This is a genomic window from Nesterenkonia sp. CL21 (genome assembly GCF_031705515.1).
Classification (GTDB): Bacteria; Actinomycetota; Actinomycetes; order Actinomycetales; family Micrococcaceae; genus Nesterenkonia; species Nesterenkonia aethiopica.
In genome coordinates, this window is the sequence record NZ_JAUTWR010000003.1 from 256,805 (window position 1) to 277,127 (window position 20,323).

Consider the following 20,323-nt stretch of genomic DNA (forward strand, 5'->3'; position numbering starts at 1 on the left):
CTCACATCGTCGATCCCACACAACTCAACACTGATGCATCCCCCTCAGGGGCGGCCGATCCTACTGATCAGCCGCCCTGAGGCATTCCACCCCACTCGTCCGCTCTCTGGTCACCGCGGGCATCTGCGGAATTGTGACCTGTTCATGATGACATCGATGGATTTAATCGTTTCACCTGATCAGACGATATGTGAGCCTTGACACACCGTTCCTTTTCGTTGATAGTTGAGCGCAAATGTTGAGGCATGTTCGATCTCTCAGACATCCTGACAAATGCCCACCCACCTCGTCGCGACGGAAGGACCCCCTGATGAACCAGCTGCCCCTTGAGCCCACCTCTCCCCTCGCCCCCGAGGCCGGGAGCCTGAGCATCGGCGTCGTCGGCGCCGGCCAGTTCTCCAAGAGCTTCGCCACCCTCTGGGACCTCCACCCGAACGTCTCCCAGCTCTCCGTCACGGACCTGCAGCCCGAACGCGCCGAACAGCTCGCAGCCCACTACGACGGCGCCACCGTGGTGGGCAGCTTCGAGGAGATGCTGGCCTCCGACGTCGACGCCGTGGCCATCTTCACCCAGCGCTGGACCCACGGCCCGCTCGTCCTGGCCGCGCTGAAGGCCGGCAAGCACGTGTACTCCGCCGTCCCCATGGCCGTGGAGCTCACCGAGATCGAACAGATCATCGCCGCCGTGGAGCGCACCGGACTCACCTACATGATGGGCGAGACCAGCTACTACAACCCCGCCACCGTGTATATGAGGGAGAAGATCCGCTCCGGCGAGCTCGGCCAGGTCTTCTACTCCGAAGGAGACTACGTCCACGACATGGACCTCGGCTTCTACGCGGCCTATCAGTACAGCGGCGGCGAGAACTGGAAGGCCACCGCGAGCTACCCGCCCATGCTCTACCCCACCCACGCGCTCGGCGGGGTCCTCGGCGCGCTCCCCGCCCACGCCGTCAGCGTGAGCTGCCTGGGGGTGAAGGACCGCCGGAACGACGGGGTCTTCGACCGCGAGGTGAGCATGTTCGACAACGACGTCTCCAACGCCACGGCGCTCTTCGAGCTCTCGGACGGTGGCTGCCTGCGCACCAATGAGATGCGTCGGGTCGGCTACCCCTGCCACATCCGTGAATCCCGTTTCCGGTTCTTCGGCACCGAGGCCAGCTTCGAGCAGCTCGCCCACCAGACGGTGTGGAACGACAAGACCGAGTCCCGCGACATCTCCGCAGACTTCCTGCCGGTGCGGGACAGCAGCGGGGACACGGACCTGAGCGACGTCGACCCCGCGCTGCGTGCGGCCTTCACCTCCGGCACCGCGCCCGTCCATGACCGGTCGCGTCTGCCCCACACCTTCGAGGGCGCGCCGAACGGTCACGAGGGCGCGCACCACTTCCTCGCGGACGACTTCGTCCGCGCCGTGGTCACCGGAGAGCTCCCCCCGGTCAACGCCTGGCTGGCGGCGAAGTTCACCGCCCCCGGCATCGTGGCCCACGCCTCCGCCCGCGACGGCGGCACCCGGATGGACATCCCGCACTTCGGCGACGGACCCGGCCGCTGAACGGCGTCCGGAGACCTGAGGGAGACCCGTGATGAGTGCTGTCGAGAACCCTGCCCCGGCCCCGACGTCGTCCGGCGCCCACCGACTCCGACCGAAACGCGCCGTCGGCCGCCGGGATGACACCCGGCTCGCCCTGCTGTTCATCCTGCCCGCCCTGGTCGGCCTGCTGCTCTTCTACTTCTGGCCCCTGGTCCGCGGCATCTGGCTGAGCTTCACCTCCTGGGACATCCTGACCCCGGCCCGGTTCGTCGGACTGGCCAACTACCAAGAGATGATCTCCGACCCCGTCTTCTGGAACGCGGTGCGGGTGACCCTGCTGTACGTGGTCATCAACATTGGGATCCAGACCGTGGTCGCCCTGGTGCTCGCGGTGCTGATGCAGCGTCTGAGCCGCTCGATCGTGCTGCGCTCGCTGGTGCTGACGCCGTTCCTGGTCTCCAACGTGGTCGCCGCCCTGGTGTTCCTGTGGATCCTGGACTTCCAACTCGGCATCGGGAACCATTTCCTGGAATGGCTGGGCGTGGGCCGGGTCGGCTTCTTCACCACCGAGGCTTGGGTGATCCCCACGATCGCGCTGGTCAACGTGTGGCGCCACATGGGATACACCGCCCTGCTGCTGTTCGCCGGTCTGCAGGCCATCCCCGGCAACCTCTACGAGGCCGCGCGCGTGGACGGCGCCTCCGAGATCCGTCAGTTCTTCACCATCACCCTGCCGCTTCTGCGGCCCATCCTGGGGCTGGTGCTGATCATCTCGGTGATCGGCTCGTTCCAGGTCTTCGACACCGTGGCGGTCACCACCGGCGGCGGCCCCGTCGACGCCTCCCGCGTGCTGCAGCTCTACATCTATGACAACGCCTTCGGCCAGTTCAACTTCGGGTACGCCGCCGCGCTGAGCGTGGCGATGCTGGTGATCCTCATGGTGGTCACCGTCCTGCAGTACCGGGTGACCCGGGCCGGCCAGACGGACCTGAACTGAGGAAGGGGACGATCATGAGCACCGCAGCCACCGCCACCGCCCGCGGCGCCGAGGAGGCGCGCCCCGCCGCACGGCCGCCGTCAGGCACATCCCGACGCCGGCTCTCTCCAGGACGCGTCCTGGCTTGGACGGTGATGATCATCCTGCTGATCATCACACTGTTCCCCTTCTTCTGGATGCTGCGCACCGCACTGTCCAGCAACTCCGCGCTCTATGCCGAAGCCGTCTCCCTGATGCCGGCCGACGCCAACCTGGGAGGCTTCCAGCGGGTCTTCGGACTTCAGGAGACCGAGAAGGCCATCGCGGAGGGCGGCTCCGGCGCCTCGATCGACTTCTGGCGCTACCTGGTCAATACCGTCCTGGTCGCCACCGGGATCACCGTGTGCCAGGTCTTCTTCTCCGCCATGGCCGCCTACGCGTTCTCCCGGCTGCAGTGGAAGGGCCGGGACGTCGTCTTCGGGCTGTTCCTCCTCTCCCTGATGGTTCCGGTCATCTTCACCCTGCTGCCGAACTTCCTCCTGGTCCGCGAGCTGGGGCTGATCGACACCCTCCTGGGCATCATGCTCCCGAGCATGTTCATGACGCCGTTCGCGATCTTCTTCCTCCGACAGTTCTTCATGAACGTCCCCACCGAGGTGGAGGAGGCGGCGCTGATCGACGGCGCCGGGAGGGTCCGGGTGTTCTTCACCCTGATCATCCCGATGACGGCGGGGCCCATCGCGACCGTGTCGATCCTGACCTACATCACCGCCTGGAACGACTACCTGTGGCCGCTGATGGTCTCCTACACGGACGCCTCCCGCGTGCTCACCGTCGCACTGGGCAACTTCACGGAGCAGAGCCCGCAGACCGGGCCGGACTGGGCCGGACTGATGGCCGCGACGCTGGTCGCCGCTCTGCCCATGCTGCTGCTGTTCATGCTCTTCGCCCGACGGATCGTCAGCTCCATCGGCTTCAGCGGGATCAAATGAGGAGACCACAGATGAGACGCGCACATTCGTCACGTGCCGCACGCCGCGGCGTCGGACTGGGGCTGGCCGCGTTGGCGGCGACCTCCGCCACCGGATGCGGGATCGCCCTGGGTGAGGACACCGTCGCCCTGGACTACTGGCTCTGGGACGCGAACCAGCTGCTGCCGTATCAGCACTGCGTCGACGCCTTCGAGGAGGAGAACCCGGACATCGAGGTGAGGATCAGCCAGTACGGCTTCGACGACTACTGGATGAAGCTCACCGCCGGCTTCGTCGCCGGCACCGCCCCGGACGTGTTCACCGATCATCTCTCCCGGTACCCGGAGTACGTGCAGCGGGAGCTGCTGCTGGACCTCGACGCGCTGGAGGCCACCGCGGCGGTGGACGCCGAGGAGTTCCACGACGGTCTGGCGGACCTCTGGGTCGGCGAGGACGGCGGCTGGTACGGCATGCCGAAGGACTTCGACACGGTGGCGATCTTCTACAACGAGCAGATGCTCGCCGACGCCGGGCTCACGCCCGCCGACCTCGAGGACCTGGACTGGAACCCCGATGACGGCGGCTCCTTCGAAGAGATCGTCGCCCGCCTCACCGTCGACTCCGACGGCAACCGCGGAGACGAGGAGGACTTCGACCCGGACGACGTCGCCGTCTACGGGCTGGCCTCGCAGGGCTCCGGCGGCACCTCCGGGCAGACCATGTGGTCCTGGACTGCGGGGTCCACCGGATGGCGCTTCACCGACGCCGATGTGTGGGGCCAGGAGTACAACTTCGACGATCCTCGACTCCATGACTCTCTGGAGTGGCTGTTCGGCTTCGTGGACAAGGGGTACCTGGCCTCCTACGAGGAGGTGGGCGGCGATGCCAACGCCCAGCAGCAGCTCGGCTCCGAACAGGCCGCCATGTCCACCGACGGCTCCTGGATGCTGAACTCCTACACCCGGCTCGACGGCGTCGACGTCGGCATCGCTCGGCTTCCGGCGGGGCCCGCGGGTCACCCGGTGTCGATGTACAACGGGCTGGCCGACTCCATCAGCGCCGACACGGATCACCCGGAGGAGGCGGCGCGGTTCGTGGCCTTCCTGGGCTCGGAGACCTGTCAGAACATCGTCGGCGACGCCGCCGTCGTGCTCCCGGCTCGACCCGAGTCCACCGAGCGGGCCATCGAGGCCTTCGGTGAGCGCGGCATCGACGTCGCCCCCTTCACGGACCTGGTGGAGGCCGGGCACACCATGTTCTACCCGGTCACCGACCAGTTCGGCTCGATCGATGCGCTGATGACACCGGCCATGGACGAGATCTACATCGGTGGTCGGGACGCCGAGACGCTGGCCGACCTCAACGAGCGGGTCAACGCCATGCTCGAGTGACCGCTCCAGCCGCGTCCGCGGGGGCCACGCGGCCCTGTTCAGACAGGGCGGGCCCCTGAACCTGAGCGGTTCAGGGGCCCGCCCTCACCGGCGCGGATGCTCTGCGGCTGATCCGCAGCTCAGCGGAGCACGACGGTCTTGCCGCCGTGGAGGATGACCCGGCCTTCGGCGTGCCAGCGCACCGCATCGGAGAGCGCCTTGCATTCGGTGTCCCGTCCGGCGGCCACCAGGTCCTCAGGTCCGTGGGTGTGGTCCACATCCAGCACCTGCTGGGCGATGATGGGACCCTCATCGAGCTCGCTGTTCACGTAGTGCGCCGTGGCGCCGACGGTCTTCACACCGCGCTCGAAGGCCTGGTGGTAGGGCTTGGCTCCCTTGAAGCTGGGCAGGAACGAATGGTGGATGTTGATCACCCGTCCCTCCATGCGAGTGGCCAAGGAGTCGCTGAGGATCTGCATGTACCGGGCCAGCACCACCAGGTCGATCTCCAGGCGATCCACCAGGTCCAGCAGCTGCTGCTCGGCCTGCGGCTTCGTCTCCGGGGTCACCGGGATATGGACGAACGGCACATCATGCCATTCGACCAGCCGCTGATGATCCGGATGGTTGGACACCACCGCGACGATCTCGATGGGCAGATCACCCTTCCGTGTGCGGAAGAGCAGGTCGTTGAGGCAGTGTTCGAACTTCGAGACCATCACCAGCACACGGGGCTTGGCATCAGCGGCCCGCAGCGACCAGTTCATGCCGAAGCGCTCCGCCACCGGGGCCAGATCCGCCTCCACAGCGGCCAGGGCGGCGGCAGCGTCGTCTGGGTCCCCACTCTCGGCCCGTGCCCGCAGGAAGAAGCGTCCCGCCCGCGGGTCGTTGAACTGGGCCAGCTCCATGATGTTGCACCCGTGGGCCAGAAGCACCTCGCTCACGGCATGGACGATCCCCAAGGTGGAAGGGCAGTCCAGGGTCAGGATCATCCCACGGTCGCTGGGCATGAGGCCTCCTCAGGCTGGTCGGTCGGGGTCGAGGCCGGCCGGTGCTCACGTGAGGCGTCGAGCAGCCAGCGGGCCACATGGTCGGCGAAGGAGATCCGCGGCATCACGCGGAACGTATCCGAGTCGGGGCCCTCGTCATGCCCGTTCCCGGTGCCGGTTCCAGTGCCGGTTCCGGTGCCGGTTCCAGTGCGCCACAGCAGCACCGGCACCAGGCTCAGCGTGGTCACCACCGCGGAGCCGGGCGGCAGCCCCCGAGGGTGCAGGTCCACCGGCACGCCCTTCTCCAGCACGTCGCGGGCACGATCCCCGGAGATCTCCAGGATCGTCCGGTTGGCGGAGAGGTCCACCACCTGGCCGGGGTGCTCCCCCAACGCGTCGGTCAGCGCGACCAGCAGGTCGTGACGATCGGTCTCGGCGACGACGAGGAACTCGTCGGGCGCCAGCCACAGGGCCGCCGTCGTGGCGGGGTCTCCGCACACTTCGCCGACGCCGGAGGGAAGCCCGGCGTCCAGGGCCTCGGAGATCGCCTGGTGCGCCGCACCTCCCGGAGTCGCCCGGACTCCGATCTGTGTGGTGAACGCGATCTCCCGGACGCTGAAGCGCTCCGGGGCCGCGGCGGAGCCTGCGGCGAGGCTCTGGTGCAGATGCGCCAGTGGGGACCGTCTGAGCGCGGCGGGTCCTGACGTGTGGATCTCAGCCATCGCGGCGACTCCCTTCCGGGTCGTAGAGGACGGTGGGTTGGATGAGGACGTCGACGAGTCGGCCGTCCACCGGGGTGCGCAGCGTCTCACCGATGCGCTCTCGGCCCCGGGAGATCAGCGCCAACCCGAAGGTCCGGCCCAGGGCGGCCGACCGGTACGACGAGGTCACCCAACCCTCCATGGGCACCGGAATCTGGGCGACGTCGGTGTCGGCGGCGATCAGCTGCGCCCCTTCGAGGAGTCGGTGCTCCGGGTCCGCCGGCAGCACGGAGACCAGCTGCTTGCGGTCTTCGCGCTGGTTGTCCGGACGCGCGTAGGAACGCTTGCCGATGAAGTCCTTGCGGGTCGAGACGACCCACTCCATGCCGGCGTCCTGGGGCGTGACGGTGCCGTCGGTGTCCTGTCCGACGATGATGTACCCCTTCTCGGCGCGCAGCACGTGCATGGTCTCGGTGCCATAGGGTGTGATGCCGTAGGGAGCCCCCGCCGCGGCGATGTCCTCCCAGACCTGTGCCCCGTACCAGGAGGCCACATTGACCTCGAAGGCCAGCTCCCCGGAGAAGGAGATCCGGCAGACCCTGGCGGGGATGCCGGAGGCCAGAGTCGTCTCCCGGAAGGCCATGAACTCGAAGGCCTCCGCAGAGACGTCCAGGTCGGGGGCCAGCTCAGCGATGACGTCGCGGGACCTCGGCCCGGCCACAGCCACGGTGGCGTACTGCTCCGTGACCGAGGTGCACGTGACGTCCAGGTCCGTCCACTCGGTCTGCAGCCACTCCTCCAGCCAATCCAGGACACCGGCCGCCCCACCGGTCGTGGTGGTCATCAGATACCGGTCCTCGTCCAGACGCAGGGTCACACCGTCGTCGAAGATCATCCCGTCAGCGCCACACATCACCCCGTAGCGGGCCTTGCCCGGAGCGAGCTTCTTGAACGCGTTCGTGTAGATGCGGTTGAGGAACTCTCCGGAGTCGGTCCCGCGGATCTCGATCTTGCCTAGGGTGGTGGCGTCCATGAACCCCACTGACTCCCGCACCGCGGCGCACTCACGAAGCACCGCCTCGTCCATCGACTCACCCTCCTGGGGGAAGTACCAGGGGCGCTTCCACTGGCCGACGTCCTCGAAGACAGCCCCGTGGGCCACGTGCCAGGAATGCATCGGCGTGATCCGGGCCGGGTCGAAGAGATCTCCACGACGCCGTCCGGCCAGCGCGGCGAAGGACACCGGTGTGTACGGGGGCCGGAAGGCAGTGATCCCGATTCCCTGCGGGTTCTCCTTGCCCAGCAGCACCGCCAACGCGCCGATCAGCGCCGCACTGCTCGTCTTGCCCTGGTCATGGGCGGTGGAGATCGAGGTGTACCGCTTGACGTGCTCCACCGAGCGCATCCCGGCCCCAGCGGCGCGCATCACATCGGCCACCGTCTGATCCCGCTGAAAGTCCACGAAATGGTTCCGGTACGCCTCGGCGTCGGCGAGATCATCATGGCCCGGCGCCGGCACAAGCCATACCGGACGGGCGGGTGCCAGAGCCTCCGGATCCGCCTGAGGAACCTGCGGGGTGCGGGCGAAGCCTGTGTCACCGGCTGCCGCGGCCCCAGCGTCGGCACCTTCCTGCAGCGCCCCAGCAAGGTCGAGGCAGCCGTTGATCATGCCCGCGGTCCGCTGGCCGGCCACCGGCCTCTCCGGCACGAAGGCCGCCAGGGAGTCTTCCCAGCGGATCGCGCCCTGCCGCTGAGTGTGCAGGTGGATGGTCGGGGTGAATCCCCCGGAGAGGGCGAGCACATCGGTCTCGACCACCGTGACCGCACCGGTGAGCGTGCCGTCCTCGGCCAACCCGCTGATGCGCACGGCCGACAGGTCTCCCTGATCGTCAGCATCAGTGCCCGCCACCACGGAACCGGCGTGCACGGGCACGCCCGCGGCCTGAGCACTCAGGGCGCGCTCCGAGAGCTCCGGCCGGGAATCGACCACCGCGGCAACCTCGCCTCCAGCCTGCTGAAGATCCTCCACCAGGTCATAGACCCAGTCCCCGGTGGTCGCGATGACGGTCCGCTCACCGGCCAACACGCCGTAGCGGTTGAGGTAGCTGCGCACCGCACTCGCCAGCATGATGCCCGGGCGGTCGTTGTCCGCGAAGACCAGGTGCCTCTCATGGGCGCCGGTGGCCAGCACGACCTGAGAGGCCCGGATGTGCCATACCCGCTCGCGCGACACCCCATCGGCCCCGGCTCCCGAGAGATGGGCGCGCCGGCGTTCTACGGCGACCAGGTAGTTCGCGTCATAGCTGCCGATGGCCGTGGTGCGCTGCAGGTGCACGGTCTCCGGGCTGTCCGCCAGTTCTCCGACCACACCGGTGATCCAGGCCCGCGCGGGCTGTCCGTCGATGCGCGCGCTGCGGCGGTCCAACAGCTCGCCGCCGGCCTCGGCCTGCTCGTCCACCAGCATCACCCGCGCACCCGAGCGGGCGGCCTCACGGGCGGCGGCCAGACCGGCGGCCCCGGCACCGACCACCAGCACGTCGGTGTGGACGTGCTTGTGGTCGTAGTAGGCCTCGTCAGCGGCAGGGTCCAGGGTCCCCAGCCCGGACAGCAATCGGACGTCCAGTCCGTCGGTGAGCTCCACCGCAGGCGCGGAGAGCATCGATTCGGTCACGGCCCCCGGCTGGTCGCCGCGCACGGAGATCAACGCATTGGGCTCCTCCACGCCGGCCGCGAAGATGCCCCGAGGGCGCCGCAGGTAGATGGAGTCACCCACCCGCAGCCTCCCGGAGGCGAGCATCGCGCTGGCCACGGTGTCACCCTGCACCCCGCTGATCGTCTCACCGTCGAGGGTGAAGCGGCGGGGCCGGGTGGTCTCCACACGGGCATGGGGTGCCGCCGCAGCAGGCAGGCGGCGCGAGGTCACGGTCATGGGTGGGCTCCTTCCTGCGGACCCTGGGGAAGGTCGGTCATCCGCCCGACGGGACGGGTCTCGTGGAACTCATAGGTGACGGTGTCCCGCACGGCGTCGAACCATTTCCGGCACCCCAGGGCGTGGACCCACCGTTCGGCGAATCGTCCCTTGGTGTTGTCCCGGTAGAACAGGAAACGCGCCCATGCGGCGTCGTCGAGGGCGTGCGGGTCCTCCGGGTAGGAGACCTCCGCCTGGCCCCCATAGGTGAACTCGTTCTCATTGCGGGGTCCGCAGTGCGGACAAGGGATGAGCATCATGTCAGGACCTCTTCGGGGAAGACGTGGGGGTCAGTGGGCGACGGCGGCGGCACCGTGTTCGTCGATGAGGTGCCCGGTCTCGAACCGGTCCAGGGCGAACGGCGCGTTGAGCGGATGGGGTTCGTCGTGGGCGATCGTGTGGGCGAAGGTGTACCCGGACGCCGGGGTCCCCTTGAAGCCGCCGGTCCCCCAGCCGCAGTTCACGTAGAGCTGGTCGACCGGCGTCTTGGAGATGATCGGCGAGGCGTCCAACGTGGTGTCCACGATCCCGCCCCAGGTGCGCAGCACGTGCGCCCGAGCGAAGATCGGGAACAGCTCCACTGCGGCAGCCATCTGCTCCTCGATGACGTGGAACGCCCCGCGCTGCCCGTAGCCCACGTACTGGTCGATCCCAGCCCCCATGACCAGCTCGCCCTTGTGCGCCTGAGAGACGTAGACGTGGACATGGTTCGACATCACCACCGTGGGGTGTACCGGCTCGAACAGCTCCGAGACCAGCGCCTGCAGCGGATGGGACTGGATCGGCAGCTCCAGGCCGGCCAGCCCGGCGACCACCGAAGAATGCCCGGCCGCTGCGAGGGCGACCTTCCCCGCGTGGATCCGGCCTCTACTGGTCTCCACCCCGGTGACCCGGTCCCCCTCGAAGAGGAACCCGGTGACCTCGCAGTTCTGGATCAGATCCACTCCGAGCTCGGAGGCGCGCCGCGCCAAGGCCCAGGCCACATGGTCATGCTTGGCGATCCCTGCCCGCGGCTGGAAGGTCGCCCCCATCACCGGGTACCGGATGTCGTCACCGATGTTGAGGATCGGGCAGACCTCTTTGACCTCCTGCGGGCTCAGCCACTCGGCGTCGACCCCGTTGAGCTTATTGGCCTCCACCCGCCGCACCGACTCCCGGACGTCCTCCAGGGTGTGCGCCAGATTCAGCACTCCGCGCTGGGAGAAGAGGAAGTCATAGTCCAGCTCATCGGGCAGCTGCTCCCAGAGCTTCAGGGACTGCTCATAGATCGCCGCGCTCTCATCCCAGAGGTAGTTCGAGCGGATGATCGCCGTATTGCGGGCCATGTTCCCACCGGCCAGCCACCCTCGCTCCACCACCGCGACATTGGTGATCCCGTGGTGAGCTGCCAGATAGTACGCGGTGGCCAGCCCATGGCCCCCTCCACCGACGATCACCACGTCATAGGACCGCTTCGGCTCCGGGTTGCTCCAGAGGAAATCCGGGTGCTCCGGCAGCATCTCAGCCATCAGACGACCTCCTGCATCGTGGTCTCGAGGTGGGGGTAGAGCGGGAACCGGGCCGTCAGGGCGGCCACTCTCGCACTGAGCTCGACGCGATCCCCTGCGGTGAGGGTCGGCGCCAGGGCATAGGCGATGATGTCGGCCACCTCGCGGAACTCCTCGGCACCGAAGCCGCGAGTCGCCAGTGCGGGGGTACCGATGCGCAGCCCGGAGGACACCATCGGCGGGCGCGGATCGAAGGGCACGGCGTTCCGATTGACCGTGATGCCGATCTCGTGCAGCCGATCCTCCGCCTGCCGGCCGTCCAGCTCCGAGTGGCGCAGGTCCACCAGCACCAGATGCACGTCGGTGCCTCCGCTGACCAGTGTGATGCCTGAGGCCGCCACGTCCGGCTGCAGAAAGCGGTCCGCAAGGATCTGGGCGCCTTCCACGGTGCGCCGCTGGCGGTCCTGGAACGCCTCCCCGGCGGCGGCCTTGAACGCCACGGCTTTGGCGGCGATGACGTGCTCCAGAGGACCGCCCTGCTGACCAGGGAACACTGAAGAGTTGATCTTCTTGGCCAGCTCCGCCCGGGAGAGGATCACCCCACCACGCGGTCCACCCAAGGTCTTGTGGGTCGTGGTGGTCACCACATCCGCGTATGGCACGGGGTTGGGGTGGAGCCCTGCGGCCACAAGGCCCGCGAAGTGGGCCATGTCCACCATCAGGTAGGCCCCCACCTCGTCGGCGATGCGACGGAACGCCTCGAAGTCCAGCTGTCGCGGGTAGGCGGACCATCCGGCGATGATGAGCTTCGGCCGGTGCTCGCGGGCCAGCCGAGCGACCTCCTCCATGTCGATGAGGTGGTCGGTCTCGCTGACCTGATACGCCACTGCGTCATAGAGACGACCGGAGAAGTTGAGCCGCATGCCATGGGTGAGGTGACCACCATGAGCCAGGTCGAGGCCGAGGATCGTGTCTCCGGGCTGCAGCAGGGCGGCCAACACCGCGGCATTGGCTTGGGCTCCCGAGTGCGGCTGCACGTTCGCCGCCTCGGCGCCGAAGAGCTGCCGCACGCGGTCCAGAGCGATCTGCTCGACCACGTCCACGTGCTCACAGCCGCCGTAGTAGCGGGCTCCCGGGTATCCCTCGGCGTACTTGTTGGTCAGGACCGAGCCCTGAGCCTCCATGACCGCTGGTGAGGTGAAGTTCTCCGACGCGATCATCTCCAGCGTGTCGGACTGCCGCTGCCGCTCCGCGTCGATCGCCGCAGCGATGTCTGGGTCGTCTCGACGGAGCGAGGCGAGGGTGTCGTTCATGTCTCCGGCTCCTTCTGTGGTCGGTCCGTCCCGACCTGTCGTCGTCTCCCGGCGGCGTCTTCTCTGCCGCGTCACCGGGAAGATGTCACTGTCACGTCGGGGATGTCACTGCGTGGGTCTCACTGCGTGGGTCTCAACATTCGATGACGTTGACCGCCAACCCGCCCTGAGCGGTCTCTTTGTACTTCGAGGACATATCCGCCCCCGTCTCGCGCATCGTCACGATCACCTCGTCCAACGAGACCCGATGCTGGCCATCACCCATCAACGCCATCCGCGCCGCATTGACCGCCTTGGTCGCCGCAAGCGCATTGCGCTCGATGCAGGGCACCTGAACCAACCCCGCGATCGGATCGCAGGTCAGCCCGAGATTGTGCTCCATCGCGATCTCCGCGGCATTCTCCACCTGCTCCGGACTGCCCCCGAGCACCTCGCACAGCCCCGCAGCCGCCATCGAAGACGCCGAACCGACCTCCCCCTGACACCCCACCTCAGCACCAGAGATCGACGCCTGTTCCTTGTACAGCACCCCGATCGCCGCCGCAGCCAGCAGGTAACGCACCACCGCTTCCTGGCGATCCTGCGCCGCGATGAACGAACCGCCCGGCCCATAGTGGGTCGCGTAGAACCCCACCGCCGGAATGATGCCGGCGGCCCCGTTGGTCGGTGCCGTCACCACCCGGCCGCCCGAGGCGTTCTCCTCATTGACCGCCAGAGCCACCAGATTCACCCACTCCTGCCAATAGGCATACGACCGATCCGGATCCTGCTCGGCCAGACGGGCATGCCAGCCCGGGGCACGACGCCGCACCTTCAACCCACCCGGCAGCTCCCCCGACCGACCCAGCGCAGAGTTCTTGCAGTCCTCCATGACGGCCCAGATATGCAGGACCCCTGCCCGGACCTCCTGTTCGGAACGCACCACCGTCTCATTGGCCATCATCACCTCCGAGACCGAGAGCCCAGCATCCCGGCAGTGGCCCATCAACTCCGCAGCCGTGGTGAACGGATACGGCACCGCCGCCTCCGTGGACTCCACCACCTCACCCAGAGAGGCCGCCTCCGCCTCGGCGGCGGTGACCACGAACCCGCCCCCGATGGAGAAATACGTCTGCTCCGCCAGCTGAGCCCCCGCAGCATCGACCGCGGTGAGCACCATCCCATTGGAATGCTGCGGCAGAAACGTCAACGGCCGCTGCACGAAATCCTCCACCCGCAGGGCCACATCCACCCGGCGCTCCACCTGGGCGCCGACCTGGACCGTCCCCGTGGCCCGCATATCGGCCAGCCGCTCCTCTACCTGTTCGGGCAGGATCGCTTCTGCGTCCCAGCCCTCCAGGCCCAACAGCACCGCATCGAAGGTCCCATGACCCTGCCCGGTGGCGGCCAGGGAGCCGTAGAGGTCCACCCGGACCTCAGCCAAGCCGCCCAGGTCGTCACCGGCAGGCAGCTCCTCGACCACGAACCGGCGCGCTGCCCGCATCGGCCCCACCGTATGCGAGGACGACGGACCGATCCCCACACTGAACAGGTCAAACACACTGATGGGCATGCTCAGGCCTGTGCCGCCGTCGTCTGCTCGTCGCGGACCTGCTCGGGGGCGCGCCATCCCAGCGCCGCGTACCACCAGTCGTGGAACTCGCTGATGTGATGCTCGCTGGGAACGAGTGCTCCCCCGGAGGTGTAGGCGCTGGAGGACATCGAGGGCTGGGTGTACTCACAGGCCTCGAAGTCCTGTTCATTGACCCGGTGGAACAGCTCCACCGACTTGGAGACGTCGAGGGTTCCGGCGTTGATCTTCTCCACCACCTCCGGAAGGAAGAGCCAGTCGCAGACGACGATCGTCCGGCTTTCCGAGACCGGGAACATCCGGTGGATGATCACATGGTCCGGCACCGTGTTGATGAAGACCTGCGGACGGACGGTGATCGCGTAGTACTTGCGCTCCTGATCGGGCGCGATCGCAGGAATCTCGGCCACGCCCGAGGAACCGTCGACGGTGAAGCCCGTGATCTCGTCGCCGAACGAGGCGCCGTGGACCACGCCGTCCTTCCGCTGGGACGCCAGGCCGTCCGCGAACTCCGGGATGACCTCGGTGAGCTCCGGGTGGATGGTCGCGCAGTGATAGCACTCCATGAAGTTCTCGATGATGAGCTTCCAGTTGGCCTGGACGTCGTAGGTCTTCGTCTCGCCACAGGTGAGGTTCTCGATGCCGTAGTTGTCGATGGACTCCACCTCGCCGAAGCTGGTGCGGACCTCACCGAGGACGGCCTCATCGAAGTTCGGCGGCTCCTCCGCCAGACACACCCACACGTAGCCGAGCCACTCCCGGACGTGGACCGGGCGGAGCCCGTAGGCCTCCTGGTCCACATCGGGCATCGAGGTGAGGTTCGGTGCGGCGACCAGCTCCCCCTCGAGGGCGTAGGTCCACGCGTGGTACCCGCACTTCAGGGTCTTGCTGCGTCCTTCACCCGTGGTGCAGATGCGCATGCCGCGGTGGCGACAGACGTTGTAGTAGGCGGCGATGCCGGCCTTCCGGGTGCGGACGACGATGATCTCCTCGCGGCCGACGGTGACCGTCTTCCACGTGCCGGCCTGCGGCAGCGAGTCCGCGCGGAGCACACAGTTCCACTGCTTCTCGAAGATCTCCGCCTGCTCCTGGGTGAAGATCTCGGGATCGGTGTAGGCCACGCCCGGCGGGGTAGGCCGCAATGAGGATCCGGGAAGGGGCTCGTCCAAGTGATCGATGATCATGGGTGCGTGTTCTCTCTTTCCTGGGTGTCGGGACCGGGTCGGAGGTCAGGCCACCAGCACGTCCGCCGCGCGGACCTGGCGCTGCTTGCGCCAGCGCTTGACCTCGCGAAGGCGGTTGAAGCCGAGAATCCCCACCTCGGCGCCCTCACGGAGATAGCTGACCAGCAGATCGGCAGTTTCGATGCTGCCGTCGATCACCCGTACCTCGTCGGCCTGGCTGATCCGACCGGCTCCCTGAATCTTCACGTCGTACTGCTCGGACCAGAAGTACGGCTCCTGGAACGGCGCAGGGGCGGCGCCGGTGAGCGAGGCGGAGAGGATGCCTGCCTGCTCGACCGCCTCCTGCCACTGGCCCACGGGGCGCAGGCCCGAGGCCTGGGAGGCCCACTGCGCGCAGTCCCCCGCAGCCCAGATGCCGGGCATCCCGGTGAATCCTGTGTCGTCGCAGAGGACTGCTCCGCTGGTGGGGTCGAGGCTGAGGACCCCGTCCCGCAGCCAGGCGGTCGCGGGGGTCGCCCCGATGGCGCAGATGACGATGTCTGCCTCCACGGTGTGGCCGTCCGCCAGGACGAGCTCCTGACCGCCCGGGACGTCGCGGACCGAGGCCGCACGGCTCGGCGGCGCGAAGTGCACGCCGCGGCGCTCGTGCAGCAGCCGGACGGCCTCGCCCACGGGCGCTCCCAGACGCGCGGCCCCCGGGTGGTGCTCACCTGCCGCGACGGTGACCGACGCAGCCCCGCGCTCCGCGCAGGTGGCTCCGGCCTCCAGCGCCAGGAACCCGCCGCCCACGATGGCGATGCGCTGGTCCTCGACGACCCTGCTGCGCAGTGCGAGGGCGTCATCGATGTTGCGCAGCACGAAGGTGGCCTGACCCGAGAGGGGCAGCCGGCAGGCCTGCGCGCCGGTGGCGATCACCACCGCGTCCGCGTCATGGAAGCGACCGTCGGAGGTCTCGACTCCCAGGGGCTCCGCGGAGAGGCGCTCGGCGGCGGCTCCGCCGAACCAAGTGACATCGAGCGGATTCTCCGGGTCGTCGAGCACCAGGTGCTCGATGCCCGCCGCTCCGCTGAGGAACGCCTTGCTCAGCGCAGGACGGTCGTAGGCCGGGTGGAGCTCGTCCCCGAGCACCGTGATGGGGCCCTGGTGCCCGTTGGCCCGGGCTCCGCGCGCCACGTGATAACCGGCCAGGCCGGCTCCCACGATCAGCAGGTGCCCGTCGACGGGCAGTCCCGCTCCGTACATGGTCATCGATGAGTCCAGCATCAGACAGTCACCCCCGGGGGAAGATTCGGTGCATCTTGGGACAGCTCGACGAGCACGTCGTCGCCGCGGACCTGGACCTGGTGGACCCGCACACCGCGCTTGGCGGGCGGCTGGTCGACGTCTCCGGTCAGCAGGGAGAACGTGCTCTCGTGCAGAGGGCACTCCACTCGGCAGTCCTCCAACCATCCGGCGGCCAAGGAGGCCTCCTGATGGGTGCAGGTGTCGTCGATCGCATGCACCTGGCCGTCCTCGGTCAGGAACACCGCGATCGGCGGAGTCACAGAATCGATGCGCAGACCTTCTCCTGGAGTCAGGTCCTGCAGGGAACAGACGCGGACACTCATTTGCCATCACCACCGGTTTCACCTAGTGTTGCTAATAGCGCAACATGATTTATAGTGCGCAACACGTTGTGTGACCTATGCTTCACTGCCCACGAGGGGTGCGTCAAGAGGCCATCCGAAGAATCTGGAGTTTTTTCATGACGTCCGAGAACCTGACTCGCATCCAGTCCGTCGACCGCGCCGCTCAGATCCTCCGACTCCTGAGCGAGTCGCCGCTTCTGACGATCGCGGAGATCGCCCGGGAGCTCGACGTGCACCGCTCCACGGCGTTCCGACTGCTCGGCACGCTGGAGGCCCACGGGCTCGTCGAACAGGAGCGCGAACGGGGCGCCTTCAGGCTCGGCATCACCCTGCTGCACATGGCCAACTCAGTGGCGGCGCAGATGGATTTCTCCAAGGACGCCCAGGCCTGCTGCGACGCCCTGGCCCTGGAGCTTCAGGAGACGGTCAACGTGGCCATCCTGGACGACGGCTACGCCGTGACGATCATCCAGGCCGCGGACGACCAGATGCTCAGCGTGAGCCATCAGTACGTCGGACAGCGCGGCCCCCTGCATGCCACATCCACTGGAAAGATCCTGCTCGCCCACGCCGACCAGGACGAGTTCGACCGACTCGTGGAGCGCGGACTGGACAGCTTCACCGGCATGACCATGACCGACCCGGAAGTCCTGCGCAGCGAGCTGGAGACGATCCGGCATCGCAGCTGGGCCTCCGCCGTGGCGGAGTGGGAACAGGGCATCAACGCCCTGGCGGTCCCCGTCCGCGGCAAGGACGGCCAGGTGGCCGCCGCCCTGTCGATCACCGGCCCGTCCTTCCGGCTGCCGGAATCACGTTTCGCCGAGCTTGCCGAGACGCTCAAGAGGGAGGCTCGCACCCTGGAGGTCAGGATGGGGTACTTCGGAGGCTGAGCTGGCCACGATTCAGGAAACACCCAGGGTGAACCCCTTGTGCCATAAAACACACGGCCTCTAGGCTGGTTGCGCACAGAACATCTCGTTTCTTAATATGCAACGCCTGGAGGATGCATGTCGCACCACACTGCTCCGCACGATTCCCGTGTGGTCATCATCGGCCTGGGAGTGGTCGGCGCCGCCGTCGCCGACGAACTGGTCCTGCGGGGCTGGACGGACGTCACCGTCGTCGAGCAGGGTCCGCTGTTCGAGACCGGCGGCTCAAGCTCCCACGCCCCAGGTTTCGTGTTCCAGACCTCGCCCAACAAGGCCATGTGTGAGCTGGCCCAGCGCACCTTGGACAAGCTGGACGGCGCGGAGGTCGACGGACAGTGGGTGATGAAACGCGTGGGCGGCCTGGAGCTGGCCACCACCGCCGAACGTGTCGAGGAGCTGCACCGCCGGCATGACTTTGCGAAGTCCTGGGGTGTGCCCGCACAGCTGCTGACCCCCGAGGAGGTCGCCGCCCTGTGGCCCGACATCGACACCTCGACAGTGCTCAGTGCCCTCCACACACCGACCGACGCCGTGGTCAAGGGTGTTCGCGCCGTCGAGTTCCAGGCACGACGCGCCCAGGCCGGCGGGGCGCGACTGGTCAGCGAGACGCAGGTGACCGGAATCCGTCGCTCCGGCACCCGCGTCACCGGCGTCGAGACGGTGCCGGTCGGCTCCGACGCCGAACCAGAGGTGATCGAGGCCGACATCGTCATCTCCTGCGCCGGACTCTGGGGGCCGAAGCTGGCCCGCGAGCTGCTGGGCATGGACATTCCGATGCTCCCGGTCGAGCACGGATTCGGCTTCAGCCAGCCGATCGAATCCCTCGCGGGGCTCGACGACGCCACCGAGGTCGCCCGGCCGATGATCCGGCACCAGGATCACGGCATGTACCTGCGCGAATGGGGCTCGAGGATCGCGATCGGCGCCTACGAGCACCGCCCCCTTCCGGTGGCGGACCATGAGATCGCAAGCCCCGAGCAGATCCTCCGGCACGGCGGGCAGGCCTCCATCCACCCGTTCACGCGACAGGACTTCGAGGCCTCATGGGTGGAGGCCCAGCGTCTGCTCCCCGAGCTGCGCGAGACCACGCTGGACGACTCGCTCAGCTTCAACGGCATCTTCTCCTTCACCCCCGACGGCGGCCCACTGCTGGGACCGGTGCCCGGGATCGAGGGCCTCTGGATGGCCCAGTCCGTGTGGGTGACCCAGTCCGCCGGCGTCGGCGAGGTGGTGGCCCAATGGCTCACCACCGGTGATCCCGGCATCGACACCCACGGCCTCGACGTCGCCCGGTTCGACCCGCTTCTGACATCCCAGCGCTGGGCCCGCGAGCAGGGCGAGGAGTCCTATGACGAGGTCTACGACATCGTCCACCCCCGCGCGACGACTCTGCGTCTGCGGGGTCTGCGCACGTCCCCCTTCTACGAGCGGCAGCGGGGGCGCGGGGCGTCGTTCAGCTCGGCCAACGGCTGGGAAAGGCCGCTGTGGTACGAGTCCAATGCGACCCTTCCGGACATGCGTCCCGCGGTCCCCATGCTCGGCGACGCCCCCCTGCCCACCCGCGACCAGTGGTCGGCGCAGTACTGGAGCCCGCTCGTCGCGGTCGAGGCCAGGCGCCTGCGCGAGTCTGTGGGCCTGGTGGACATGTCCTCTCTTCCCCGCTGGGAGCTCTCCGGCACCGGGGCCACGGAGTTCCTCGACGGCCTGGCCGACGACGGTCTGCTCAGCCGCCGTGTCGGACGCACGGTGGGAAGCATCGTCTACGCGCTCATCCTGGACGAACGGGGCGGCATCCTCTCGGACATCACGATCGCCCGCACGGCCGAGGAGACCTACCACCTCGGAGTCAACGGCAACCTCGACGCCGCCTGGTTCCAGATGATGATGAGGCAACGCTCCTATGCGCTGCACCTGAGGGACGCCTCCTCCGGGTCATGCGGGCTGGGGCTCTGGGGACCTCAGGCCCGCGAGGTGCTCCAGGGCCTCGTCGACGAGGACCTCTCCCATGAGGCGTTCCGCTTCTACCGCAGCCGCGAGCTCCACGTAGCCGGCGTTCCAGTGCTGGCCATGCGCCTGAGCTACGTCGGGGAGCTGGGCTGGGAGCTCTATGCACCGGCCGAGTTCGGCCGCCACCTGTGGGATGTCCTGATCGGCGCCGGGCGCCGCCATGACATCCTCCCGGTGGGGCGTCGCGCCTTCGAAAGCCTGCGCCTGGAGAAGGGCATGCGCCTGTGGGGCACCGACATGACCCGCGAGCACACTCCCCACGAGGCCGGCATCGAGTTCGCGGTCCGCGGCGCGGCGGCGGAGAAGCTCACCGCGATCGGCGCCGACCAGCCCAGCCGCAAGCTGGTGTGCCTGCTGCTGGAGGACCCGTCGAAGGTGCTCATGGGTCATGAGCCCGTCTATGCGGCGGGCGACGACGGCCGACCGATCGGCTATGTCACCAGCGCGGACCAGGGGTATGTCACCGGACAGTCGATCGCCTACGCCTGGGTGCCCGCGGAGCACTCTGCCGCGGGCACCGAGGTCGAGGCGTCCTACTTCGGCCGCCGCCTCAGGGCGCGCGTGGCCGAGGAGCCCCTCTTCGACCCCAGCGCCTCGCGCATGAGGTCTTGAACCCTCTCCCCTCGGCGGGCCTACCATGGCTCATCCGCCGCCCACACCTGCCACCAACGATGTCACCTGCCTGAAGAGGAGCCC

General features: G+C 68.0%; 16 protein-coding genes. 6 read left to right on the plus strand and 10 right to left on the minus strand.

Annotated elements, in window-relative coordinates; all coding sequences use genetic code 11:
- Nucleotides 1–310: 310 nt before the first annotated feature.
- Genes Q7C18_RS07795 through Q7C18_RS07810 form a run of 4 tightly spaced genes read left to right on the plus strand, consistent with a single transcriptional unit; the run spans nt 311 to nt 4,872 of the window.
- On the plus strand, nt 311–1,555 hold the full coding sequence (locus tag Q7C18_RS07795) for a Gfo/Idh/MocA family oxidoreductase (RefSeq protein WP_311024869.1): 1,245 nt from the start codon (nt 311–313) through the stop codon (nt 1,553–1,555).
- A 31-nt stretch (nt 1,556–1,586) separates the two neighbouring features.
- Nucleotides 1,587–2,531, plus strand: coding sequence for a carbohydrate ABC transporter permease (locus Q7C18_RS07800; RefSeq protein WP_070162136.1), 945 nt, complete (start codon nt 1,587–1,589; stop codon nt 2,529–2,531).
- Between the two features lie 14 nt (nt 2,532–2,545).
- A complete protein-coding gene (locus Q7C18_RS07805) occupies nt 2,546–3,502 on the plus strand; it encodes a carbohydrate ABC transporter permease (RefSeq protein WP_311024870.1) in 957 nt (318 codons plus the stop codon).
- 11 nt (nt 3,503–3,513) lie between these two features.
- Nucleotides 3,514–4,872 (plus strand): sugar ABC transporter substrate-binding protein, encoded by a 1,359-nt coding sequence (locus Q7C18_RS07810; protein ID WP_311024871.1) that lies wholly within the window; start codon nt 3,514–3,516, stop codon nt 4,870–4,872.
- A 119-nt stretch (nt 4,873–4,991) separates the two neighbouring features.
- Here the strand turns inward: Q7C18_RS07810 and purU are convergent, their stop codons facing one another.
- The 10 genes from purU to Q7C18_RS07860 all read right to left on the minus strand — a co-directional run bounded on the left by purU (nt 4,992) and on the right by Q7C18_RS07860 (nt 16,670).
- Nucleotides 4,992–5,861 carry a formyltetrahydrofolate deformylase gene (purU, locus tag Q7C18_RS07815; protein WP_070162140.1) on the minus strand — a complete coding sequence of 290 codons (870 nt, stop codon included), beginning with the start codon at nt 5,859–5,861 and terminating at the stop codon, nt 4,992–4,994.
- A complete protein-coding gene (locus tag Q7C18_RS07820; RefSeq protein WP_311024872.1) occupies nt 5,840–6,562 on the minus strand; it encodes a sarcosine oxidase subunit gamma family protein in 723 nt (240 codons plus the stop codon). Before Q7C18_RS07820 ends, purU begins: the two co-directional genes overlap by 22 nt.
- Nucleotides 6,555–9,470: a sarcosine oxidase subunit alpha family protein gene (locus Q7C18_RS07825; RefSeq protein ID WP_311024873.1), complete on the minus strand. Its 2,916-nt coding sequence runs from the start codon at nt 9,468–9,470 to the stop codon at nt 6,555–6,557. The genes Q7C18_RS07820 and Q7C18_RS07825 overlap by 8 nt, the downstream gene beginning before the upstream one ends.
- Nucleotides 9,467–9,769 (minus strand): sarcosine oxidase subunit delta, encoded by a 303-nt coding sequence (locus Q7C18_RS07830; RefSeq protein ID WP_070162146.1) that lies wholly within the window; start codon nt 9,767–9,769, stop codon nt 9,467–9,469. Before Q7C18_RS07830 ends, Q7C18_RS07825 begins: the two co-directional genes overlap by 4 nt.
- Nucleotides 9,770–9,799: 30 nt before the next feature.
- Nucleotides 9,800–11,017, minus strand: a complete 1,218-nt coding sequence (locus tag Q7C18_RS07835) for a sarcosine oxidase subunit beta family protein (RefSeq protein WP_311024874.1) — start codon at nt 11,015–11,017, stop codon at nt 9,800–9,802.
- Nucleotides 11,017–12,309, minus strand: coding sequence for a serine hydroxymethyltransferase (gene glyA, locus Q7C18_RS07840; RefSeq protein ID WP_085437197.1), 1,293 nt, complete (start codon nt 12,307–12,309; stop codon nt 11,017–11,019). The genes Q7C18_RS07835 and glyA overlap by 1 nt, the downstream gene beginning before the upstream one ends.
- Before the next feature lie 133 nt (nt 12,310–12,442).
- Nucleotides 12,443–13,861: an L-serine ammonia-lyase gene (locus Q7C18_RS07845; protein WP_311024875.1), complete on the minus strand. Its 1,419-nt coding sequence runs from the start codon at nt 13,859–13,861 to the stop codon at nt 12,443–12,445.
- Between the two features lie 2 nt (nt 13,862–13,863).
- The gene (locus Q7C18_RS07850; RefSeq protein WP_311024876.1) at nt 13,864–15,063 is read right to left on the minus strand and encodes an aromatic ring-hydroxylating dioxygenase subunit alpha; all 1,200 of its coding nucleotides are present in this window, start codon (nt 15,061–15,063) and stop codon (nt 13,864–13,866) included.
- Between the two features lie 45 nt (nt 15,064–15,108).
- Nucleotides 15,109–16,326, minus strand: coding sequence for an FAD/NAD(P)-binding oxidoreductase (locus tag Q7C18_RS07855; protein WP_311024877.1), 1,218 nt, complete (start codon nt 16,324–16,326; stop codon nt 15,109–15,111).
- Entirely contained in the window at nt 16,326–16,670 is a 345-nt protein-coding gene (locus Q7C18_RS07860) for a bifunctional 3-phenylpropionate/cinnamic acid dioxygenase ferredoxin subunit (RefSeq protein WP_311024878.1), read from the minus strand. Before Q7C18_RS07860 ends, Q7C18_RS07855 begins: the two co-directional genes overlap by 1 nt.
- A gap of 137 nt (nt 16,671–16,807) precedes the next feature.
- On the opposite strand from Q7C18_RS07860, the gene Q7C18_RS07865 reads away from it, so the two are divergent.
- Together Q7C18_RS07865 and Q7C18_RS07870 are read left to right on the plus strand one after the other, a co-directional pair.
- Entirely contained in the window at nt 16,808–17,581 is a 774-nt protein-coding gene (locus tag Q7C18_RS07865; protein ID WP_311024879.1) for an IclR family transcriptional regulator, read from the plus strand.
- A 117-nt stretch (nt 17,582–17,698) separates the two neighbouring features.
- Nucleotides 17,699–20,239 carry an FAD-dependent oxidoreductase gene (locus Q7C18_RS07870; protein ID WP_311024880.1) on the plus strand — a complete coding sequence of 847 codons (2,541 nt, stop codon included), beginning with the start codon at nt 17,699–17,701 and terminating at the stop codon, nt 20,237–20,239.
- The last annotated feature ends 84 nt before the right edge of the window (nt 20,240–20,323 follow it).

Excerpts from the sequence above, each read along its gene's own strand:
- Q7C18_RS07795 (WP_311024869.1), top strand. The coding sequence starts at position 311 with ATGAACCAGCTGCCCCTTGAGCCCACCTCTCCCCTCGCCCCCGAGGCC.
- Q7C18_RS07800 (WP_070162136.1), top strand. The coding sequence starts at position 1,587 with ATGAGTGCTGTCGAGAACCCTGCCCCGGCCCCGACGTCGTCCGGCGCC.
- Q7C18_RS07805 (WP_311024870.1), top strand. The coding sequence starts at position 2,546 with ATGAGCACCGCAGCCACCGCCACCGCCCGCGGCGCCGAGGAGGCGCGC.
- Q7C18_RS07810 (WP_311024871.1), top strand. The coding sequence starts at position 3,514 with ATGAGACGCGCACATTCGTCACGTGCCGCACGCCGCGGCGTCGGACTG.
- purU (WP_070162140.1), bottom strand. The coding sequence starts at position 5,861 with ATGCCCAGCGACCGTGGGATGATCCTGACCCTGGACTGCCCTTCCACC.
- Q7C18_RS07820 (WP_311024872.1), bottom strand. The coding sequence starts at position 6,562 with ATGGCTGAGATCCACACGTCAGGACCCGCCGCGCTCAGACGGTCCCCA.
- Q7C18_RS07825 (WP_311024873.1), bottom strand. The coding sequence starts at position 9,470 with ATGACCGTGACCTCGCGCCGCCTGCCTGCTGCGGCGGCACCCCATGCC.
- Q7C18_RS07830 (WP_070162146.1), bottom strand. The coding sequence starts at position 9,769 with ATGATGCTCATCCCTTGTCCGCACTGCGGACCCCGCAATGAGAACGAG.
- Q7C18_RS07835 (WP_311024874.1), bottom strand. The coding sequence starts at position 11,017 with ATGGCTGAGATGCTGCCGGAGCACCCGGATTTCCTCTGGAGCAACCCG.
- glyA (WP_085437197.1), bottom strand. The coding sequence starts at position 12,309 with ATGAACGACACCCTCGCCTCGCTCCGTCGAGACGACCCAGACATCGCT.
- Q7C18_RS07845 (WP_311024875.1), bottom strand. The coding sequence starts at position 13,861 with ATGCCCATCAGTGTGTTTGACCTGTTCAGTGTGGGGATCGGTCCGTCG.
- Q7C18_RS07850 (WP_311024876.1), bottom strand. The coding sequence starts at position 15,063 with ATGATCATCGATCACTTGGACGAGCCCCTTCCCGGATCCTCATTGCGG.
- Q7C18_RS07855 (WP_311024877.1), bottom strand. The coding sequence starts at position 16,326 with ATGCTGGACTCATCGATGACCATGTACGGAGCGGGACTGCCCGTCGAC.
- Q7C18_RS07860 (WP_311024878.1), bottom strand. The coding sequence starts at position 16,670 with ATGAGTGTCCGCGTCTGTTCCCTGCAGGACCTGACTCCAGGAGAAGGT.
- Q7C18_RS07865 (WP_311024879.1), top strand. The coding sequence starts at position 16,808 with ATGACGTCCGAGAACCTGACTCGCATCCAGTCCGTCGACCGCGCCGCT.
- Q7C18_RS07870 (WP_311024880.1), top strand. The coding sequence starts at position 17,699 with ATGTCGCACCACACTGCTCCGCACGATTCCCGTGTGGTCATCATCGGC.